18 protein-coding genes are annotated in these 19,404 nt (G+C 61.7%); 10 read left to right on the forward strand and 8 right to left on the reverse strand.

What is annotated here, in order from left to right; translation table 11 throughout:
- Positions 1-2: 2 nt before the first annotated feature.
- Both DSM14862_RS14240 and DSM14862_RS14245 read right to left on the reverse strand, forming a co-directional pair.
- On the reverse strand, positions 3-1,532 hold the full coding sequence (locus DSM14862_RS14240) for a cryptochrome/photolyase family protein (RefSeq protein WP_040700268.1): 1,530 nt from the start codon (positions 1,530-1,532) through the stop codon (positions 3-5).
- Positions 1,526-2,194 carry an SDR family NAD(P)-dependent oxidoreductase gene (locus tag DSM14862_RS14245; protein ID WP_007117976.1) on the reverse strand — a complete coding sequence of 223 codons (669 nt, stop codon included), beginning with the start codon at positions 2,192-2,194 and terminating at the stop codon, positions 1,526-1,528. The genes DSM14862_RS14240 and DSM14862_RS14245 overlap by 7 nt, the downstream gene beginning before the upstream one ends.
- Before the next feature lie 303 nt (positions 2,195-2,497).
- Here DSM14862_RS14245 and DSM14862_RS14250 point away from each other — a divergent pair, with 303 nt between their 5' ends.
- Positions 2,498-4,066: a 2-isopropylmalate synthase gene (locus tag DSM14862_RS14250; protein ID WP_007117977.1), complete on the forward strand. Its 1,569-nt coding sequence runs from the start codon at positions 2,498-2,500 to the stop codon at positions 4,064-4,066.
- 298 nt (positions 4,067-4,364) lie between these two features.
- Here DSM14862_RS14250 and DSM14862_RS14255 read toward each other — a convergent pair whose 3' ends face one another.
- Positions 4,365-4,946: a VOC family protein gene (locus tag DSM14862_RS14255; protein ID WP_040700658.1), complete on the reverse strand. Its 582-nt coding sequence runs from the start codon at positions 4,944-4,946 to the stop codon at positions 4,365-4,367.
- Positions 4,947-5,125: 179 nt separating this feature from the next.
- On the opposite strand from DSM14862_RS14255, the gene DSM14862_RS14260 reads away from it, so the two are divergent.
- The 6 genes from DSM14862_RS14260 (at position 5,126) to DSM14862_RS14285 (ending at position 11,725) form a co-directional block, all read left to right on the forward strand.
- Complete coding sequence (locus DSM14862_RS14260; protein WP_040700660.1) at positions 5,126-6,172, forward strand: rod shape-determining protein; 1,047 nt, start codon at positions 5,126-5,128, stop codon at positions 6,170-6,172.
- 71 nt (positions 6,173-6,243) lie between these two features.
- A complete protein-coding gene (gene mreC / locus DSM14862_RS14265; protein WP_007117980.1) occupies positions 6,244-7,146 on the forward strand; it encodes a rod shape-determining protein MreC in 903 nt (300 codons plus the stop codon).
- On the forward strand, positions 7,143-7,682 hold the full coding sequence (locus DSM14862_RS14270) for a hypothetical protein (protein WP_007117981.1): 540 nt from the start codon (positions 7,143-7,145) through the stop codon (positions 7,680-7,682). The genes mreC and DSM14862_RS14270 overlap by 4 nt, the downstream gene beginning before the upstream one ends.
- Before the next feature lie 15 nt (positions 7,683-7,697).
- Entirely contained in the window at positions 7,698-9,647 is a 1,950-nt protein-coding gene (gene mrdA / locus DSM14862_RS14275) for a penicillin-binding protein 2 (RefSeq protein ID WP_040700271.1), read from the forward strand.
- The gene (gene rodA, locus DSM14862_RS14280; protein WP_007117983.1) at positions 9,644-10,783 is read left to right on the forward strand and encodes a rod shape-determining protein RodA; all 1,140 of its coding nucleotides are present in this window, start codon (positions 9,644-9,646) and stop codon (positions 10,781-10,783) included. Before mrdA ends, rodA begins: the two co-directional genes overlap by 4 nt.
- Before the next feature lie 3 nt (positions 10,784-10,786).
- Positions 10,787-11,725, forward strand: coding sequence for a 2-hydroxyacid dehydrogenase (locus DSM14862_RS14285; RefSeq protein ID WP_007117984.1), 939 nt, complete (start codon positions 10,787-10,789; stop codon positions 11,723-11,725).
- Between the two features lie 21 nt (positions 11,726-11,746).
- Here the strand turns inward: DSM14862_RS14285 and DSM14862_RS14290 are convergent, their stop codons facing one another.
- The 5 genes from DSM14862_RS14290 to DSM14862_RS14310 form a co-directional block, all read right to left on the reverse strand.
- Positions 11,747-13,759 carry a M3 family metallopeptidase gene (locus DSM14862_RS14290; protein WP_007117985.1) on the reverse strand — a complete coding sequence of 671 codons (2,013 nt, stop codon included), beginning with the start codon at positions 13,757-13,759 and terminating at the stop codon, positions 11,747-11,749.
- Positions 13,760-13,806: 47 nt separating this feature from the next.
- Positions 13,807-14,838, reverse strand: coding sequence for a HesA/MoeB/ThiF family protein (locus DSM14862_RS14295; RefSeq protein WP_007117986.1), 1,032 nt, complete (start codon positions 14,836-14,838; stop codon positions 13,807-13,809).
- A complete protein-coding gene (gene dut, locus DSM14862_RS14300) occupies positions 14,838-15,290 on the reverse strand; it encodes a dUTP diphosphatase (RefSeq protein WP_007117987.1) in 453 nt (150 codons plus the stop codon). Before dut ends, DSM14862_RS14295 begins: the two co-directional genes overlap by 1 nt.
- A 9-nt stretch (positions 15,291-15,299) precedes the next feature.
- Positions 15,300-16,493 carry a bifunctional phosphopantothenoylcysteine decarboxylase/phosphopantothenate--cysteine ligase CoaBC gene (coaBC, locus tag DSM14862_RS14305; protein ID WP_007117988.1) on the reverse strand — a complete coding sequence of 398 codons (1,194 nt, stop codon included), beginning with the start codon at positions 16,491-16,493 and terminating at the stop codon, positions 15,300-15,302.
- An 81-nt stretch (positions 16,494-16,574) separates the two neighbouring features.
- Positions 16,575-17,453, reverse strand: coding sequence for an RNA polymerase factor sigma-32 (locus DSM14862_RS14310; protein WP_007117989.1), 879 nt, complete (start codon positions 17,451-17,453; stop codon positions 16,575-16,577).
- 96 nt (positions 17,454-17,549) lie between these two features.
- On the opposite strand from DSM14862_RS14310, the gene cobU reads away from it, so the two are divergent.
- The 3 genes from cobU (at position 17,550) to DSM14862_RS14325 (ending at position 19,390) form a co-directional block, all read left to right on the forward strand.
- Positions 17,550-18,071, forward strand: a complete 522-nt coding sequence (gene cobU, locus DSM14862_RS14315; protein ID WP_040700274.1) for a bifunctional adenosylcobinamide kinase/adenosylcobinamide-phosphate guanylyltransferase — start codon at positions 17,550-17,552, stop codon at positions 18,069-18,071.
- The gene (locus DSM14862_RS14320; protein WP_007117991.1) at positions 18,068-18,649 is read left to right on the forward strand and encodes a histidine phosphatase family protein; all 582 of its coding nucleotides are present in this window, start codon (positions 18,068-18,070) and stop codon (positions 18,647-18,649) included. The genes cobU and DSM14862_RS14320 overlap by 4 nt, the downstream gene beginning before the upstream one ends.
- Before the next feature lie 120 nt (positions 18,650-18,769).
- Positions 18,770-19,390 (forward strand): glutathione S-transferase, encoded by a 621-nt coding sequence (locus DSM14862_RS14325; protein WP_243254280.1) that lies wholly within the window; start codon positions 18,770-18,772, stop codon positions 19,388-19,390.
- The last annotated feature ends 14 nt before the right edge of the window (positions 19,391-19,404 follow it).

The following is a 19,404-nucleotide window of genomic DNA, read 5'->3' on the forward strand; positions in this document are numbered from 1 at the left end:
GGCTAGACCGTCTCGCCCGCATCTAACCGCTGCAACCAGTTCCCGGCATCGCGCAACACCGCCTCTCGGCGGTCCGCGTCCATCCGGTCCCATGTTGCGTACATGTTCTTCATCCGCATATTGCCCTGAAACCGCTCGCGGTGCCGATCAAGGAAATGCCAGTAAAGCAGGTTAAACGGGCAGGCCTTCTTCCCCATCTTGGCGCTGACGCTATAGCTGCACCCTTTGCAATAATCCGACATGCGGTTGATGTAAGCGCCGGACGAGACATAGGGCTTTGAGGCAATCACCCCGCCATCGGCAAACTGGCTCATGCCGACCGTATTGGGCGCTTCGACCCATTCATAGGCATCGGCGTAGACCTCCAAATACCATTCATGCACCTGATGCGGATCGATCCCGGCCAGCAGGGCAAAATTGCCCGTTACCATCAGCCGCTGGATGTGATGCGCATAGGCGTATTTGCGGGTCTGCCCGATGGCCTGACGTAGGCAATTCATCTGCGTTTCAGCGCCCCAGTAAAAGGCAGGCAAATCGCGGTCGTGTTGTAGCACGTTGCGCTCAACATACTCTGGCCCCTCAAGGAAATAGATGCCCCGGACGTATTCCCGCCAGCCGAGGATTTGCCGGATAAACCCTTCGGCGGCGTTGATTGGGACCGCACCTTCCTGCCACGCCTTTTCAGCCGCGCGGCACACCTCCATCGGCCCCAGCAGTCCGAGGTTAAGATAAGGAGAGATCAGCGCGTGAAAGAGATAGGGCTGATCCTGCATCATCGCGTCTTGGTAATCGCCAAAACGCGGCAGGGCCTGGGCGATGAAATATGCCAAGACCTGCAAGGCTTCCTCGCGCGTGGTGGCTAGATCGAACGGCTCCAGATCGCCGAAGTTATCGCCGTAGCGCGCGCCTACAAGGTCCAGCACCGCTTGGGTCTCGGCATCCGGTGCAAAGGTGAGCGGCGCGGGAAACTCTAGCCCCTCTTTAGGCGGTTTGCGGTTGTCATGATCAAAATTCCACTTACCGCCTGCGGGATCATCGCCCTCCATCAGCAGGCCGGTCTCGCGGCGCATCTCGCGGTAGAAGTATTCCATCCGCAGCGCCTTGCGCCCTTCGGCCCAATCTTCAAAGCGTTTGCGGCTGGCGATAAAGCGGTCATCCGGTAAAATCTGTGTCGGCGTCGGCGCATGGGTCAGCGTATTGATTAGGCGCCACTCCCCCGGCTCTGTGACGACCACCTCGCCCGCGCCGGTCTCCTCCGCCCGCCGCAGCAACTCGCCAACGAGTGAGCCGGCGTTCTCAGGGTCATCCAACCGGGTGTAACGCAGGGTCCAGCCGCCCTCCTCCAACGCACGCGCGAACTTGCGCATGGCCGCAAAGACCAGCGCGCTCTTCTTGGGGTGATGGCGCACATATTCCGCCTCTTGCGCCACTTCGGCCATGACCACCACATCACGCGCTTTGTCGGCTGCGCGCAGCGACGACAGGTTCAGTGAAAGTTGATCCCCCAAAACCAGAACCAGCCGGGTCACCACGCCACCGCCTTTCCGGCCCAGTCGAAGAACCCGCCGCTATCCGCAGGGGTCAGCCCGTCTATCACATGGAGCAGATTGTCCGCCGCTTCTGAGGCCGGAACGGCTGGATGGCGGCCAACATATTTCTTGGTAAAGGCGGTTTCCACTGTGCCGGGATGCAGCGCCACGCAGATGCTTTGCAGATGGCTGCGCCTAAGCTCAATAGCAGCGGTATGCACAATTTGGTTCACCGCCGCCTTGGCGCTGCGGTAGCTGATCCAGCCGCCCAATCGGTTATCCCCGATAGAGCCGACCCGCGCCGACAGCACGGCAAAGACTGCACGCTTGTCGCGCGGCAGGAGCTGCTCTGCGTGGCGCAAGACCAATGCGGGGCCGACAGCGTTCAGGGCAAACTGGTCCATCATCGCCTTTTGGGTAATCGCTTTGATTGTTTTCTCTGGAGTTGCGCCTTCGATCTCCAAAGCGCCAGTGGCGACAATCACCGCATCGAACGGGCTGGTGAACCTCCCCAATCCAGAGCGAACCGAAGCTTCATCCGTCACGTCAAACCCATCAGCCGAGCGCGACAGCGTGGTCACCGCATCGCCCCGCGACCGACAGGCCGCCGCCAGCGCCGCACCGATGCCACCACTCGCACCGATGACAAGCACCCGCGCGCTCATCCCTGACCCGCCTGCGTTTTGTTTTGTGGTTGATGCACTTCCATGACGCCCTCCGCTTCAGAGAAGGTAGGCGGCGCTGACGCAGGGGCAAACAAAACCCGCAACCCCCTTTTCATTTGAAAACGGGTGCGTATAACTACCCCTATGACACAGGCCGTCCATATCCCGACCCTGCCGCGCCGCTGCGCGGGCCTGCTGCGTGCCAACTTGCTGCTACTAATTCGCCTCTGAGCGTGCCCTTCGGCGCGCCCGCTCAGAGGGATGTGTCGCGCGCCAAGGATACCAGCAAAGAAAGAACCCAGGATGACCGATATGACGAAACAGGACCGTGTGCTGATCTTTGACACAACCTTGCGGGATGGCGAACAATCCCCCGGGGCCACGATGACCCATGCCGAAAAGCTGGAGATCGCGCAACTTCTCGATGAGATGGGCGTCGACATCATCGAAGCGGGTTTTCCCATCGCTTCGGAAGGCGACTTTAACGCGGTCAGCGAGATTGCCCGACAAAGCCAGAACGCCGTGATCTGCGGCCTTGCCCGCGCGCAGTTGGGTGACATTGATCGCTGCTGGGAGGCCGTGAAACATGCCCGCCAGCCGCGCATTCACACATTTATCGGCACCTCGCCCCTGCACCGCGCCATTCCAAACCTGACCCAAGACGAAATGGCCGACCGCATCCACGAAACCGTGACCCACGCGCGCAACCTCTGTGACAACGTGCAATGGTCGCCGATGGACGCCACGCGGACGGAACTGGACTACCTCTACCGCGTCGTCGAGATCGCTATCAAGGCCGGGGCCACCACGATCAACATCCCCGACACCGTGGGCTACACCGCCCCGCGTGAAAGCGCTGATCTGATCACCAAACTGCTCGAAAATGTGCCGGGCGCGGATGAGATCATCTTTGCGACGCACTGCCACAACGATCTGGGTATGGCGACTGCCAACAGCCTTGCCGCGGTTGAGGCCGGGGCGCGGCAGGTGGAATGCACCATCAACGGTTTGGGCGAACGCGCGGGCAACACGGCACTCGAAGAGGTCGTCATGGCGCTGAAGGTGCGCAATGACATCATGCCCTACGAGACACGCATCGACAGCACCAAGATCATGAACATCTCGCGCCGGGTCGCCGCCGTTTCGGGCTTCGCAGTTCAGTTCAACAAAGCGATCGTCGGCAAAAACGCCTTCGCGCATGAGAGCGGCATCCACCAAGACGGCATGCTCAAGAACGCCGAGACATTTGAGATCATGCGCCCCGAAGATGTGGGTCTGACCGAGACCAATATCGTCATGGGCAAACATTCGGGCCGCGCGGCGCTGCGGTCCAAGCTCGAAGACCTCGGGTTTGAACTGGGCGACAACCAGCTCAAGGATGTCTTTGTGCGGTTCAAGGAATTGGCCGACCGTAAAAAGGAAATCTACGAGGACGATCTGATTGCGCTGATGCGCACCGCGACCGATCCCGAAGAAGACCGCATTCGCCTTAAGTCGTTGAAAGTGGTTTGTGGCACCGAAGGCCCGCAGACTGCTGACATGGTACTTGAAGTGGACGGTGCAGAGCAATCCACCAATCAAACCGGCGATGGCCCCGTTGATGCTGCGTTCAATTGCATCAAGGCGCTGGTGCTGCATACCGCGCGCTTGCAGTTGTATCAGGTGCATGCCGTGACCGAAGGCACCGACGCGCAGGCGACGGTTTCCGTGCGGATGGAAGAAGAGGGCCGCATCGTGACCGGCCAATCGGCGGATACTGATACCGTGGTGGCGAGTGTGCGGGCCTATATTCACGCGCTGAACCGTCTTTTAGTGCGGCGCGAGAAGGGCGGCACGGACAAGCGCGAGATCAACTACAAAGATGTAGGTTGATTTAGAGGGCGGGGGTTAAAACCTCGCCCTTTTTACGTGTGCAGTATGGAAGCAAGGCATCGCCTGTCCGCGGGGTGGCGAACCAAACCTTAGTTTATACCACTTAATTGATCAGCCATGACGCGCCCTCAAAGTGGCATACCCAGCCTCACTAAATCGCCTCCCCGTCCGGGTGGGCAGGCGATGCCCGGCGCCTGCGGCTTGATTCCGGGCTGGGGTGGAAATCGCCACCGGCAGGCCGGCCGACCGACTGACAACCGCAAATCAAAAACCAGCGCATGCGGACCCAAGCGCACTCTCAATACGGGTTCTTCGCCCCGCGATCTTCGCTCAGCGACGCCTGCCCCTGCTCCATAATCTTCACCACCGCATCCGCCAGATGCTGCCGCTGGATATGATCATCCCCCGCCGCAACGCGCAGCTTATGCGCTTCCAGCATCACCTCGGCATGGCTCGATCCGCGCGGCGGGATGAAGGTGTAGCAGGCCAGTTCAATCAACTGCCCCAGCGGATCCTTGAAATAGATCGAATGCATGAAGCCTCGGTCTTTCACCCCCGAATGCCCGATGCCCCGCGCCTCTAACCGCTCGGGGATTTGGTCAAACATCGCGCGGTCCACCTCGAACGCCAAATGATGCACGCAGCCCGGATCCATCGGCGTGCGGTTGTGCACCCGCTTGCGGGTCTCATTGGTAAAGATCGTAATCAGCCGCCCGTCGCCGGGATCAAAATAGAGGTGCCCCTCGTCCGGGTCATCTAAATTTGGCTGATCAAAGATGAAAGGCATCCCCAAGACCCCCTCCCAGAAGTCGATGGAGCTTTGCCGATCTGCCCCGGTGAGGGTGATGTGATGCACCCCAAGTGTCTGTATCTTTTGCATGGTATCGCCGACCTCCGCCATAAATATACCGCTCTATGATAGCGCGGCGGCAATATCGCGCCACCTTTGCGGTCTTGCCCCTTTCGCCCTGCCCCTGTGCGCCCTATAAGAGCCAGTAGCCCGCGCGTGGTCCCATGCAGGCGGGCCTGTCCGAATATTTGCAAGGCTCCGCTACTGTTATGTCCATCCTCGATCAATTCCGCGGCCTGTTCTCCTCCGATATGGCGATCGACCTCGGCACCGCGAATACGCTGGTTTACGTCAAGGGTAAGGGCATCGTGCTGAGCGAACCTTCTGTTGTCGCCTATCACGTCAAGGATGGTGTTAAGAAAGTGCTGGCAGTTGGCGAAGACGCCAAGCTGATGCTGGGCCGGACGCCGGGCAGCATCGAGGCGATCCGCCCGATGCGCGAAGGGGTCATTGCCGACTTCGACACCGCTGAAGAAATGATCAAGCACTTCATCCGCAAGGTGCACAAGCGCTCGACCTTCTCCAAGCCCAAGATCATCGTCTGTGTGCCCCATGGCGCGACCCCGGTGGAAAAACGCGCGATCCGCCAGTCGGTGTTGAGCGCTGGTGCCCGCCGCGCCGGGCTGATTGCAGAACCCATCGCAGCCGCCATTGGTGCGGGCATGCCGATCACCGATCCGACGGGCAACATGGTCGTCGACATCGGCGGCGGTACCACCGAAGTCGCGGTGCTGTCTCTGGGCGATATCGTCTATGCGCGCTCTGTCCGCGTGGGTGGTGACCGTATGGATGAGGGCATCATCAGCTACCTGCGCCGTCAGCAGAACCTGCTGATCGGGGAAACGACTGCTGAGCGGGTGAAAACCTCTATCGGTACGGCGCGGATGCCTGATGACGGGCGCGGCACCTCGATGCAGATCCGGGGGCGTGACCTGTTGAATGGCGTGCCTAAGGAAATCGAAGTGACCCAAGCGCAGATCGCCGAAGCGCTGGCCGAACCGGTGCAGCAGATTTGCGAAGCCGTCATGACCGCGCTGGAAACAACGCCGCCGGATCTCGCCGCTGACATCGTCGACCGTGGCGTGATGCTGACAGGCGGCGGTGCGCTGCTGGGCGATCTTGATCTGGCGCTGCGTGAACAGACCGGCCTTGCGATCTCGGTCGCGGATGAGCCGCTGAACTGTGTGGCGCTCGGCACTGGCAAGGCGCTGGAATACGAGAAACAGCTGCGCCACGCGATCGACTACGACAGTTAACACTGGCAAGTTAGCCAGACCCGGCACGCGGCGACAACGCCCCGCCTGACCGGGCGGGAGTTTCAGCACAGATGCCCAAGGACCGTTCCAGCTCCAGTGATTTCACCGGCCCTTTGCGCCGGTTGCTGCTGGCTGTGCTGGTGCTGGCCCTGACCGGGGTCTTCTTGCTGTGGCGCATCGACAGCCCCCGCGTCGAGCGTTTCCGCGCGCAGGTCACCGACCGTTTTGTGCCCAACCTCGATTGGGCCATGGCCCCGGTGACCGGCACCATCAACCTGCTGCGCGATTTCCAAAGCTACCAACGCCTCAGCGAACAGAACCGCGAGCTGCGCTCGGAATTGCGCCAGATGCAGGCGTGGAAAGAAGCGGCCTTGCAGCTAGAGCAGGAGAACGCCCGACTGCTGGACCTCAACAATGTCCGGCTCGATCCGCGCCTCACCTTCATCACCGGCACGGTGCTGGCCGACAGCGGCTCCCCCTATCGCCAATCGGTGCTCTTGAACGTCGGCGCACGCGATGGGCTGGTCGAAGGCTGGGCGACGATGGACGGCATCGGGCTGGTCGGGCGCATTGCAGGTGTGGGCAAGAACACGGCGCGCGTGATCCTGCTGACCGACGCTTCCAGCCGCATTCCGGCAACGATCCAGCCCTCGGGCCAACGCGCGATGGTCGCAGGCGACAACAGCGCCGCGCCGCCGCTCGATTTCATCGAAAACCGCGAGTTGGTTCGCCCCGGTGACCGTGTCATCAGCTCGGGCGATGGCGGGGTTTTCCCGGCAGGCATCCTAATTGGCCAAGTCGCCGCCGATCCGGGTGGGCGCCTTCGGGTACGCTTGGCAGCGGATTACGAACGGTTGGAGTTCCTCCGCGTGTTGCGCAATCACGGCAACGAAAAGGTACCAGACACCGCGCATGTCATCACCTCAGATGGCCCCTTGGCCGAACCGGCAGCCCCGGTCGGGATGGACCAATGACCGATCTGTCGCGCAGCCGGTTGTGGGTCATGCGCCTGAGCTTTGTCGCACTGGCGCTGGTGATCCTGTTCTTTCACCTGTTGCCGCTTGAGACGACCCCGCGCAGCTGGGCAGGCCCCGATCTGCTGCTGGGCTTTGCCTGCGCATGGGGGTTGCGGCGGCCGGAATATGTGCCTGCCATTTTTCTAGCGCTGGTCTTTTTGCTTTCGGACTTGTTGCTGCAACGCCCTCCCGGGCTTTGGGCAGTGCTGGCGCTGCTCGGGGTCGAGAACCTTAAATCCCGAGGGCGCCATCTGCGCGATGCGAGCTTTGCTGCCGAATGGCTGACCGTGTCCGTGATCCTGACCATGGTGATCTTTGCCAACCGCATTCTGCTGAGCTTTGCGCTGGTGCCCACGCCCTCGATGTCTCTGAACCTCACGGAATTGGCACTGACCACGCTCGCTTATCCGCTGATTGTGGCCGTGACCCATGGTATCATGGGGGTGCGCAAAACCGCGCCGGGCGATCTGGATGCGCTTGGTAAACGGGTATGATCGGGGACCGATAAGATGAGACGTAGCCGCGCCGACAACGATGCCAACCACATGCGCCTGACCCGCCGTGCCGCCCTTTTGGGCGGGGCGCAACTGCTGTTCATGGGCGGTCTGGCCGCGCGGATGCGCTATTTGCAAGTCGATCAAGCCGATCAATTTCGCCTGCTGGCCGAAGAGAACCGGATCAACATCCGGCTGATCCCGCCGTCCCGTGGCGAAATTTTCGACCGCAACGGCGTGCAGCTGGCCGACAACGTGCCCTCTTACCGGATCGTCATGGTGCGCGAAGATGCGGGCGACGTCGACGCGGTGATGGAGCGTTTGGCGCAGGTCATTGAGATTGACGAGGAAACCCGCGCGCGCGCAATGGCCGAGATGGCCCGCTCTGCCCCGTTCTTGCCGGTCACCATCGTCGATGACGTCAGTTGGGAGGTCGTGAGCAAGGTCAGCGTCAACGCCCCCGCCCTGCCGGGCGTGACACCTGAAGTGGGTCTAACCCGCGTCTACCCGCGCGGCGCAGATTTTGCGCATGTGGTGGGCCGCGTGGGCCGGGTAAGCCAAGCCGATCTCGATGCGCTGGAAGACCCTGATCAGGTGCTGCGCATTCCCCGTTTCCAAATCGGCAAGATCAACGTTGAGGCCCGCGCCGAAAGCCTGCTGCGCGGCTCTGCTGGCACCAAACATGTCGAGGTGAACGCCACCGGTCGGGTGATGCGCGAACTTGAGCGGCGCGAAGGTCAGGCCGGGGCGGATCTGCAATTGACCGTCGACGCCAATCTGCAACGCTATGTGCAGGCCCGTCTGGGAGACGAAAGCGCCGCCGTGGTCATAATTGACTGCGAGAATGGCGATCTGGCCGCATTGGCCTCTTCACCCAGCTATGATCCAAACCTCTTTATCGGGGGCATCTCCTCGGCGGATTATAATCCGCTGTTGAATTCCAAATACCGACCCTTGGTGAACAAGCCGGTGCAGGGCACCTACCCGCCTGGCTCAACCTTCAAGATGATCGTCGCACTCGCCGCTATCGAAGAGGGCATCGTCAGCCCCGAAGAGACGGTATATTGCCCCGGCCATCTGGAAGTCGCGGGGCGGCGGTTCCACTGCTGGAAGCGCGCGGGCCACGGATGGGTTAACCTTCAAGATTCTCTCAAACAATCTTGCGACGTGTATTATTACGACCTCGCCGTAAAGGTGGGGATTGAGAAGATTACCGCCATGTCGAACCGCTTTGGCCTTGGGATCAAACATGATCTGGCACTGTCTTCGGTTGCGGGCGGGCTCGCCCCGACCAAACAGTGGAAACGCTCGGCCCGAGGTGAGGAATGGGTCGTGGGCGATACGGTCAACGCCTCTATCGGGCAGGGTTTCACCCTCTCCTCCCCGCTGCAACTGGCCGTGATGAGCGCCCGGATCGCCACTGGGCGCGTGGTGACGCCACGGTTGATTAAATCCATCGATGGGGTGGAGCAGCCCAGCGGTGCGGGCGAGCCGATGGGCCTGAACGAAAACAACCTGCGCCAGTTGCGCAAGGCGATGTACGACGTTGTCAACGATCGGCGCGGCACCGGCTATCGCAGCCGCATCATTGACGAGACGATGCGTATGGCCGGCAAGACGGGCACCAGTCAGGTCCGTAACATCACCGCTGCCGAACGCGCGCGTGGGGTGACCAGCAACGCTGATCTGCCGTGGGAACGGCGCGACCATGCGCTTTTTGTCTGTTTTGCCCCTTTCGACAAGCCGAAGTACGCGGCCTGCGTATTGGTGGAACACGGCGGAGGCGGCTCGACCGCTGCCGCGCCAATCGCCCGCGATGTGATGTTGCAGGCGATGGCCGGGGGGGAACCGCCGTTGGAAGCTTACCCCAAGTCTGACCGGGGCCGCATTGCCACCCAACAAGAAGAACTGCGCAATACCGCCCCCGAAACCGCCGCCAGCGCGGAGGGGGACGATCAGGCATGAGCTATCTCGAACATACGGTCAAATCCGTCCCCACTGGCCTGCGCAAAATACTGTTTATGAACTGGCCGCTTGCGATCCTGTTGGCCAGTGTCGCGGGCGTTGGTTTTTTGATGCTCTACTCAGTCGCGGGCGGTTCTTTCAACCCTTGGGCCGAGCCGCAGATGAAGCGGTTTGGCATTGGCATGGCAATCATGTTCACCGTGGCGATGGTGCCGATCTGGCTCTGGCGCAACCTATCGGGCGTGGCCTATGGGGCGACGCTGGTGCTGTTGGTCGCGGTGGAATTATTCGGGTCGGTCGGCATGGGCGCGCAGCGCTGGATCGACATCGGCTTCATGCGGCTGCAACCGTCGGAGTTGATGAAGATCACGCTGGTGGTGTTTCTGGCCGCCTATTACGACTGGCTGCCGGTTAAAAAGGTCTCGCGCCCATTCTGGGTGCTGTTGCCGATCTTGATCATCGTCGTGCCAACCGCGTTGGTGTTGAAACAGCCCGATCTGGGCACGTCGATCCTGCTGCTTACGGCGGGGGGCGGGCTGATGTTCCTTGCCGGGGTGCATTGGGCCTATTTTGCTGCCGTCATCGCCGCTGCCATCGGGCTGGTTACTGCGGTTTTCCAATCGCGCGGCACGCCGTGGCAGTTGCTCAAGGATTACCAGTACCGACGCATTGATACTTTCCTTGACCCCAGTCAGGATCCCTTGGGCGCAGGCTATCACATCACTCAATCCAAGATCGCGCTCGGCTCGGGGGGATGGTCGGGGCGCGGTTATATGCAGGGCACGCAGTCGCGGCTGAACTTCTTGCCCGAGAAACACACCGACTTCATCTTTACCACGCTGGCCGAAGAATTCGGCTTTGTTGGCGGCCTATCGCTCTTGTGCCTTTATGCGCTGATCATCCTGTTCTGTGTGGTGTCGGCGGTGAAGAATAAGGATCGTTTCTCCAGCCTGCTGACTTTGGGTATCGCGCTCAACTTCTTTCTCTTTTTCGCTGTGAACATGTCGATGGTCATGGGGCTGGCCCCGGTGGTGGGTGTGCCGCTGCCAATGGTCAGCTACGGTGGCTCGGCCATGTTGGTGCTGCTTTTGGCCTTCGGCTTTGTTCAATCGGCGCATGTTCATAGACCGAGGTAATTTATGACGATCAATATTCTTTTCGCTGCCAAAGCCGAACGTTGGACTGGCTATGAAAAGCCGCTGAACAAGGCGCTATCGAAGGCGCTGGCGGGGCGGGAATTCAAACTCGACACAGAGTTTCCACCAGTAGATGTCGACTACATCGTCTATGCGCCGAACAGCGACCTACAGGATTTCACCCCCTACACCCGCGCCAAAGCGGTGCTAAACCTCTGGGCCGGGGTGGAGAACATCACCGGCAATGAGACGCTCAAGATCCCCCTGACCCGCATGGTCGATTTCGGCCTGACACATGGCATGGTGGAATGGGTCACGGGCCATGTGCTGCGCTATCATCTGGGGCTGGATATCGACATCACCCGCCAAGATGCCAAGTGGGAGCCGCGTGATCAACCGCTCGCCCGCGAACGCAGTGTGGCGATCCTTGGGCTTGGTGCCCTTGGGCAGGCGGTGGCCAAGGCGCTGGTTGGGCTTGGCTTTGACGTCAGCGGCTGGTCGCGAAGCGCAAAGTCAATCGAAGGCGTGCGTTGCCTGCATGGTGAGGATGGTTTGACCGAGGCACTAAAGGGCGCCGAGATCGCCGTGCTGCTGATGCCCGACACCCCCGCCACCCACGACGTGCTGAACGCAGAGACACTGGCGCAGATGCCCAAGGGGGCTTTCATCATCAACCCCGGTCGTGGGCCGCTGATTGACGATGACGCCCTGCTTGCAGCGCTTGATAGCGGCCAGATCGCCCATGCGACGCTTGATGTCTTCCGGGTAGAGCCGCTCCCCGAGGATCACCCCTATTGGGCGCATCCGCATGTTACCGTGACCCCGCATATTGCCGCCGCGACACGCAATGACACGGCCTCGGAGGTGATTGCCGAGAACATTCGCCGCAGCGAGGCTGATGAGCCTCTGCTGCATGTCGTGGATCGCGACCGGGGGTACTGACCCCCGGCCCCGGTTTTCGCACTAGGCGGCCAGCCCACGCCCTTTGAGCAGCGCTTCGACCCCCGGCAAACGCCCCCGGAACGCTGTGTAAAGCTCCGCCGGATCGCGGCTGCCGCCGGTCGAGAGGATGTGGGTTTCCAACGCCTCAGCCCGCTCGGCATCGAAGGCGCCGCCCGCTTCCTCGAAAGCGGCGAAAGCGTCGGCGTCCATCACCTCAGACCACATGTAGCTGTAGTACGCGCTGGAATAGCCGTCCCCGGCGAAGACATGCGCGAACTGCGGCGTGGCGTGGCGCATCCGGATCGCCTGAGGCATGCCGATGCTGCTGAGCACCTCAGCCTGTCGCGCCATCGGATCAGCCGGAGCCGCGCCGTCGTGAAACTCCAGATCGACCAGCGCCGAGGCGATATATTCCACCGTCTGGAACCCCATGTCGAATGTCGCGGCGGCCAGTACCTTTTCCAACATCTCACGCGGCATCGCCTCGCCCGTGCGGGCGTGGGTGGCGAATTTCTCCAGCACTTCAGGCTGGTCCAGCCAATGCTCGTAAAGCTGGCTTGGCAGCTCCACGAAGTCGCGCGCGACCGAGGTACCGCTGACGCTTTCATAGGTCACGTCCGACAACATCTGGTGCAGCGCGTGGCCGAACTCGTGAAACAACGTCCGCGCGTCGTCATAGGACAAAAGCGCCGGATCGCCTTTGGCGAAGTTGCAGACGTTAATGACCACCGGGGCCTGCGCCTGCGGGAACTTTGCCTGCGCCCGCATCGCCGAGCACCAAGCGCCTGAGCGTTTCGAGCCGCGCGCGAAATAGTCTCCGATGAAAACCGCCACATGCTTGCCCTCGCGCGTCACCTCCCACGCCCGGCAATCGGGGTGGTAGAGCGGCACGTCGAGCGGTGCAAACTCAAGACCGAAGAGCCGGTTGGCGCAGTCGAAGGATGCATCGATCATCCGGTCGAGCTGGAAATAGGGCTTCAGCGCCGCCTCATCGAGATCATGCTCCGCCGCGCGGCGTTTTTCAGCGTAGTAGCGCCAGTCCCACGGCTTCAGCAGCCCGTTCACACCGTCGTCTTGCATCAGCGCGGTCAAGACCTGCGCATCGGCGTCTGCCTGCGCCTTGGCGGGTTTCCAGACCGACATCAGCAGATCGCGCACTGCCGCTGGGGTCTTGGCCATTTCCGTTTCCAGCTTATAGGCCGCGAAGCTGTCATAGCCAAGCAAGGCCGCGCGTTCTTCGCGCAGCGCCAAGGTCTCAGCCGCAATGGCGCGGTTGTCGGTCTCGCCCCCATTGGCCCCGCGCGCCTCCCATGCGCGAAACGCCTTCTCGCGCAGATCACGCCGGTCAGAGAACTGCAGGAAAGGCACAATCAGCGAGCGCGAAAGCGTCACCACCGGGCCGTCTGCGCCCTTTTCCGCCCCCGCCGCGCGGGCGGTGTCGATCACAAAGTCCGGCAGGCCGGTGAGGTCGCCCTCCTCCAGCGGCATGAACCATGCGCGCTCATCGGCCAGCAGGTTCTGGGTGAACTGCGTGCCCAATACCGCAAGTCGTGCCTTAATCTCTTTCATCCGTTTGGCCGCACCGCCTGCCAGTGCCGCACCGGCGCGGACAAAGCCACGGTGGGACAGCATCAAGACCCGCGCCTGTTCTTCGGTCAGGTCCAGCGCGTCTCGCGCCTCCCAGACCGCCGCGATCCGCGCGAACAGCGCCTCATTGCCGGAGATTGCAGATTGATGCGCTGCCAGTTCGGGCGAGAAGTCGCGCTGCAAAGCCTCGCGCGCCGGATTGCTATCGGCCCCTGCGACGGTGAAGAACACACTCAAAACCTTGTCGAGCGCTTGGCCCGAGGCCTCTAGCGCCTCAACCGTATTGGCGAAGGTGGGCGCGTCGGAGTTGCTGGCAATGGCGTCGATCTCGGCGCGGTGGGCGGCCAGCGCCTCTTGCAGGGCGGGGGCGAAACCGTCGTCGGAAATACGGTCGAAGGGGGCGATGCCAAAGGGCGTGTCCCACTCGGCGAGCAGCGGATTTGTCATGAAAGTCTCCTTTGCCCCAAGATGGGGCCCGGCAGGAAGACTTGCAATCACCCGCCGCAGGTTTCGCAGCCCTCGCGCCGGGTAATCTTGATCTGACGGCTCTCACTATAAAGCCCATCATAGATCATCATCTGACCGCGCAGCACGCTGCCCGCGCCGGCGATCAACTTGACCGCCTCTAATGCCATCATCGTGCCGATCACGCCCGGCAGCGGACCGATGACACCTGCCTCGGCGCAGGATGGCGCAAGGCCCGCCGCCGGCGCTTCGGGGAAGATACAGCGATAGCAGGGCGCGCCGCGCGCCGGATCAAAGACGCTAAGCTGTCCTTCCCATTGGCTCAGCGCGCCTGAGATCAACGGCACGCCTGCCGCGACACAAGCGGCGTTGACGCGGTAGCGGGTGTCGAAATTGTCAGTGCCGTCGAGGACGAGGTCATATCCGGCCACCAGTTCGGCGGCGATGTCGTCCGTCAAGCGGCGGTGATAGGGGCGCACGGTGATATGGGGGTTTTGGGCCAGCATCTCGGCCTGAGCCGAGAAGACTTTGGGCGTGCCGATGGCCGCGTCCTTGTGGATCACCTGCCGTTGCAGGTTGGCGTTTTCCACTTCGTCATCATCGATCACCCCGATGGTGCCAACCCCCGCCGCCGCAAGATATTGCAGCGCAGGTGCACCAAGTCCGCCCGCACCGACAACCAGCACCTTGGCATTTTTAAGCGCCTTCTGTCCGGCCCCGCCAACTTCGCGCAGCACGATGTGGCGGGCGTAGCGGTTGAGTTCACTGTCCGAGAAACTGCCCGATGCCGTGGTCTCGTCGCGGGGCGTGGCCCGCGCGCGCAGGGTTTTCAGCCCCTGCCGGTAAAGCACGACCAGCACCGTAAAGCCCCCCAGAAGCAACCAAGGGGCAGCGCTACCGCCGGTGGCAAGGCGCAGCGGATGATCTCCCGGAAAGACAAGATGCAGCCCCACAAGTGCAAGATACATCACCGCAATCAGCCCCGCCCGCAGCCCGCGCGGCAGACCGAGAAACCCACCGCCGAACCAGAGCGCTGCAGCAATAATCAAAACCGCCAGCATCAGATCGCCCCCGTAGAGCCAAAACCGCCAGTCCCGCGCGACGTGTCATCAAGGTTACCGACCAGATCAAACCCCGCCTGTACCACGGGCGCCACGACCATCTGCGCGATGCGCATGCCGTGTTCTACCGTAAACGCCTCTTGCCCCGTATTGCCGAGGATCACCCCCACCACGCCGCGATAATCGCTGTCGATGGTGCCGGGGCTGTTGATCAGCGTGAGCCCATGTTTCAGCGCTAGCCCAGAGCGGGGGCGAACCTGTACCTCAAACCCATGCGGGATCGCCATATGCAAGCCGGTGGAGATCAGCGCCCGCGCACCGGGCGCTAGCGTGACCGCGCCCTCGGGTAGATTGGCACGCAGGTCGGCCCCCGCGGCACCCGCGCTTTCATAGGCGGGCAGCGGCAAGGTTTGGTCTGCGCTCTCGGCCCAGCGGAGTTTGATTGTGGTCATTGTGCCTCCTCAGGCCAGCGCGGCAGCGATGCGGGCCGCAAGCCGGGTGGCCACGGCGTCTTTGCTCATGCGCGGCCAATCTTCGGTGGCGTCTTCGGTGATCAGGGTCACTGCATTCTCGCTGCCGCCCATGATTCCAGTGGCGGGAGAGACATCATTGGCCACGATCCAGTCGCAGCCCTTGCGCGCGCGTTTGGCGGTAGCATGGGCCAGAACGTCGTTGGTCTCAGCGGCGAAGCCGACCACAAGTCTGGGACGGCCCTCGCTGCGTTGACTGATGGTTTTGAGGATATCGGGATTTTCAGCGAAGGACAGTGTCGGCAATCCGTCCTTGGATTTCTTCAGCTTGCGGTCCCCGGCCCCTTCAACATGCCAATCGGCCACTGCCGCCGCAAAGACACCGGCGTCGGCAGGCAACGCTTGCCCGACCGCCGCCAGCATTTCCTTGGCGGTCTGGACTGCCACCACTTCGACCCCGTCCGGCGGAGGCACGTCGGCGGGCCCGGTGACAAAGACCACCTCGGCCCCCATCGCCGCCAGCGCCCGTGCAATTGCTGTGCCCTGCGCGCCGGAAGAGCGGTTGGCGATGTAGCGCACCGGGTCAATCGGTTCATGGGTCGGACCAGAGGTCACCAGAATGCGTTTGCCCTTAAGCGGCCCATCACCAAGCTGCGCCTCAACGGCGGCGACAATCTCGAGCGGTTCGGCCATGCGCCCCGGTCCGAATTCACCGCAGGCCATGTCGCCGTCGTTGGGGCCGACCATCACAATGCCGTCGCCGCGCAGCGTGGCGATGTTGCGCTGTGTCGCGGGGTGCTGCCACATGCGTACATTCATCGCAGGCGCAAGCAGAACGGGCGTGTCGGTGGCGAGAAGCAGCGTGGAAGCCAGATCATTCGCTGCCCCCTGCGCCATCTTCGCCATCAGATCGGCAGTGGCCGGGGCCACGACCAGCAGATCGGCGGCGCGGCTCAGTTGGATATGACCCATCTCAGCTTCATCTCCGAGGTCAAAGAGATCGCGAAACACCTTCACGCCGGTCAGCGCGGATACGGAAAGCGGGGTCACAAACTCCTCGCCCGCGCGGGTTAGCACCGGGGTCACGCGCGCGCCGCGCTCTCGCAGGCGGCGGATCAGATCGAGGGATTTATAGGCGGCGATACCGCCCCCGATGATCAGCAGAATATGTTTGCCCGACAGCATAAAGGCCCCCCGATTGCATTCGGGAGACCTTAATCCGGGCCGCAGAAATCTGCCAGCCCCAGCGGGTATTGGTGCCGATGGTTAGGCCAAGAAAGCAAAGACCTCACGCGATTGCATCTCGAGCGACTTGCGCATCTTGCCGAAGGCTGCGGCCTCAAGCTGGCGGACCCGCTCTTTGCTGAGGCTCAGCTCATCGCCAAGGCTTTCCAATGTGCGCGACGGATCACGCAGTTTGCGTTCGCGAACGATGAACTGCTCACGATCCGAAAGCCCCTGCATCGCCGTCAGCAGCCAATTGCGCAGCTGAGCGGTGTCGTGCTGCTCCTCCACCCGCTCGGCGGCCTGCGCACTTTCATCGGCCAGCGCTTCGATCCACTCACGGCCTTCGTCTTCGGCGGACTGTGTGGCGTTAAGCGAATAATCAGAGCCGGAAAGACGGCCCTCCATCATTTCAACATCATGCAGCGGCACACCAATCTCGGTCGAGATCATCTGGCGTAGCTGGTGCTTGTCGAGTGTCTCACCCACTGCAGAGGCTTCGCGCTCCAGACGGGCCTGCACCCGGCGCATGTTGAAAAACAGAGATTTCTGCGAAGAGGTCGAGCCGGTACGCACCATCGACCAGTTGCGCATTACATGGTCCTGAATGCTCGCTTTGATCCACCAAACCGCATAGGTCGAGAACCGTACCCCACGATCCGGGTCAAACTTATCGGCGGCTTTCATGAGGCCCAGACCGGCCTCTTGGATCAGATCGTTCATCGGTGCGCCGTAGCGCTTGAACTTGCCGGCCATGGAAATCGCCAGACGCATGTAGGCGGTGATCAAACGGTGCAGCGCTGCCTCGTCTCGCTGATCTCGCCACGCATAGGCCAGTTTCAATTCGGTGTCGGCGTCGAGCAACTCAGCCTTCATAGCGGTACGGGTGAGTGAAAATTCGCGTGCGGTCTGCAATGACATACTGGATATCCCCCTAGGAGCGTGGCTTGGCTTGTTATGCGCCGTTGAGAGAGATACGCAGAGCTATGCCATTTGGTTCAAATATTTGGTGAGAAGATGTTGCCAAGAAATACCTTTGCCCTAGGCGGGGCGGCCTCAGGCAAGTCGGAATGGGCGGAAACACTCGTAAATTCCACTGGGATGCCAAAGACTTACCTTGCCACCGGGCGGATCTGGGACGATGAAGTTCAAGAACGTGTGAACAAACATCAAGCGAGACGCGATGCGGGCTGGCGCACCGTCGAATGCCCCCTTGACCTATCCGAGCCTCTGGCAAAATTGCCCGCTGGCGAAATCGTGCTGATCGATTGCGCGACCATGTGGCTGAGCAATCATTTGATGGAAGGTAGCGATTTAGCCGAGGCGCAGGCGGCGCTTTTGGACGCCCTGCGCGGCTGTGCGGCGCAATGGATTATTGTGTCAAACGAAGTCGGTCAGGGCATCGTGCCCGACAACGCTATGGCGCGCCAATTCCGCGAGGCGCAGGGACGGCTTAACATCGCTCTGGCCGCCGAGGCGGAAACCGTGGTGCAGGTTGTTGTCGGCCTGCCGCAACTGCTGAAAGGCGAAATGCCATGACGACATGGCATTGGGTGCGCCATGGGCCCACACATGAAAAGAACTTCGTCGGCTGGCGCGATGTGCCTGCCGACCTCTCCGATGCGCCGCGTTTGGCACGGCTGAACTTACACCTGCCTGATGACGCGCTTCTGATCTCCTCTGATCTGATCCGCGCGGTGCATACTGCTGATGCTCTGGCCCTGCCAACCCGCCGCCGCCTGCCCCACGATCCTAACTTGCGCGAATTGCACTTCGGCGCATGGGACGGGATGCATTTTTCCGACGTTGCCGCCCGCGACCCAGACCTTAGCCGTGCCTATTGGGAAACGCCCGGCGATGTGGTGGCGCCCGGCGGCGAAAGTTGGAACCAGACCAAAGCGCGGGTCGATAGGGTGGTGGCGCGGATCAACGAAGCGCACCCGCAAGCGCATGTAATCGCCGTGGCGCATTTCGGGGTGATCCTGACACAAGTCCAACAGGCCCAAGGCAGCGGCCCGTTGGAGGCAATGGCCTATAAGATCGACAATCTATCAGTTACGCATTTGGCGCATGAAAGCGGCACTTGGCAGATCAACGAAATTAATCGCACGCCCTAGCACCCTCTGCCACATAAAGGGCTTTGCTTGGCTGCCCTCTTCTGCCTAATTTCTCCTATGACATATGATCTTTATATCGGCGATCGTACCTTCTCCAGCTGGTCCCTCCGGGGCTGGTTAATGCTAGAGAAATTCGACCTGCCTTACCGTGCGCATCTCGTGGGGCTCTACAACGGCACCATGGCCGAAGACCTTGCGCATCTCGCCCCGGCGCGGCTGGTACCGGCACTGCGCCTGCCTGATGGTACAGTGGTGGGCGAAAGCCTCGCCATGGCAGAAACATTGGCCGAACGGCACCCCGAGGTCGGGCTCTGGCCCACCGATCCTGCCGCCCGCGCAACCGCCCGCTGGTTATGCGCCGCGATGGCTTCCGGCTTCGGCGCGCTGCGCGGCGCCTGCCCAATGCAGTTGCAGCATATGTGGGACGGGTTCGATCCAGATGCTGAAACCCGAAAAGATTTAGAACGCATCGAAGAGCTGTGGCGTCATGCCCGCAGCCAGCCGCGCAGTGCGGGGCCGTGGCTTTTTGGGGCCTATTCCCTCGCCGATGTTTTCTATGCACCGGTCGCTGCACGAATTGTTGGCTATGACTTGCCTGTTTCAACCGAGGCGCGGGCCTATTGCGAGGCCACCATCAATGATCCGGCCTTCAAGGCATGGCGCGCCACAGGGCTTGAGACGATCTATGATCCCTTCCCCTATGAGCTGGGCCTGCCCAAGCGCGATTGGCCGGCCAACTAGGGCAACGTTAACCA

The sequence above is a fragment of the Sulfitobacter indolifex genome (genome assembly GCF_022788655.1).
GTDB lineage: Bacteria > Pseudomonadota > Alphaproteobacteria > Rhodobacterales > Rhodobacteraceae > Sulfitobacter > Sulfitobacter indolifex.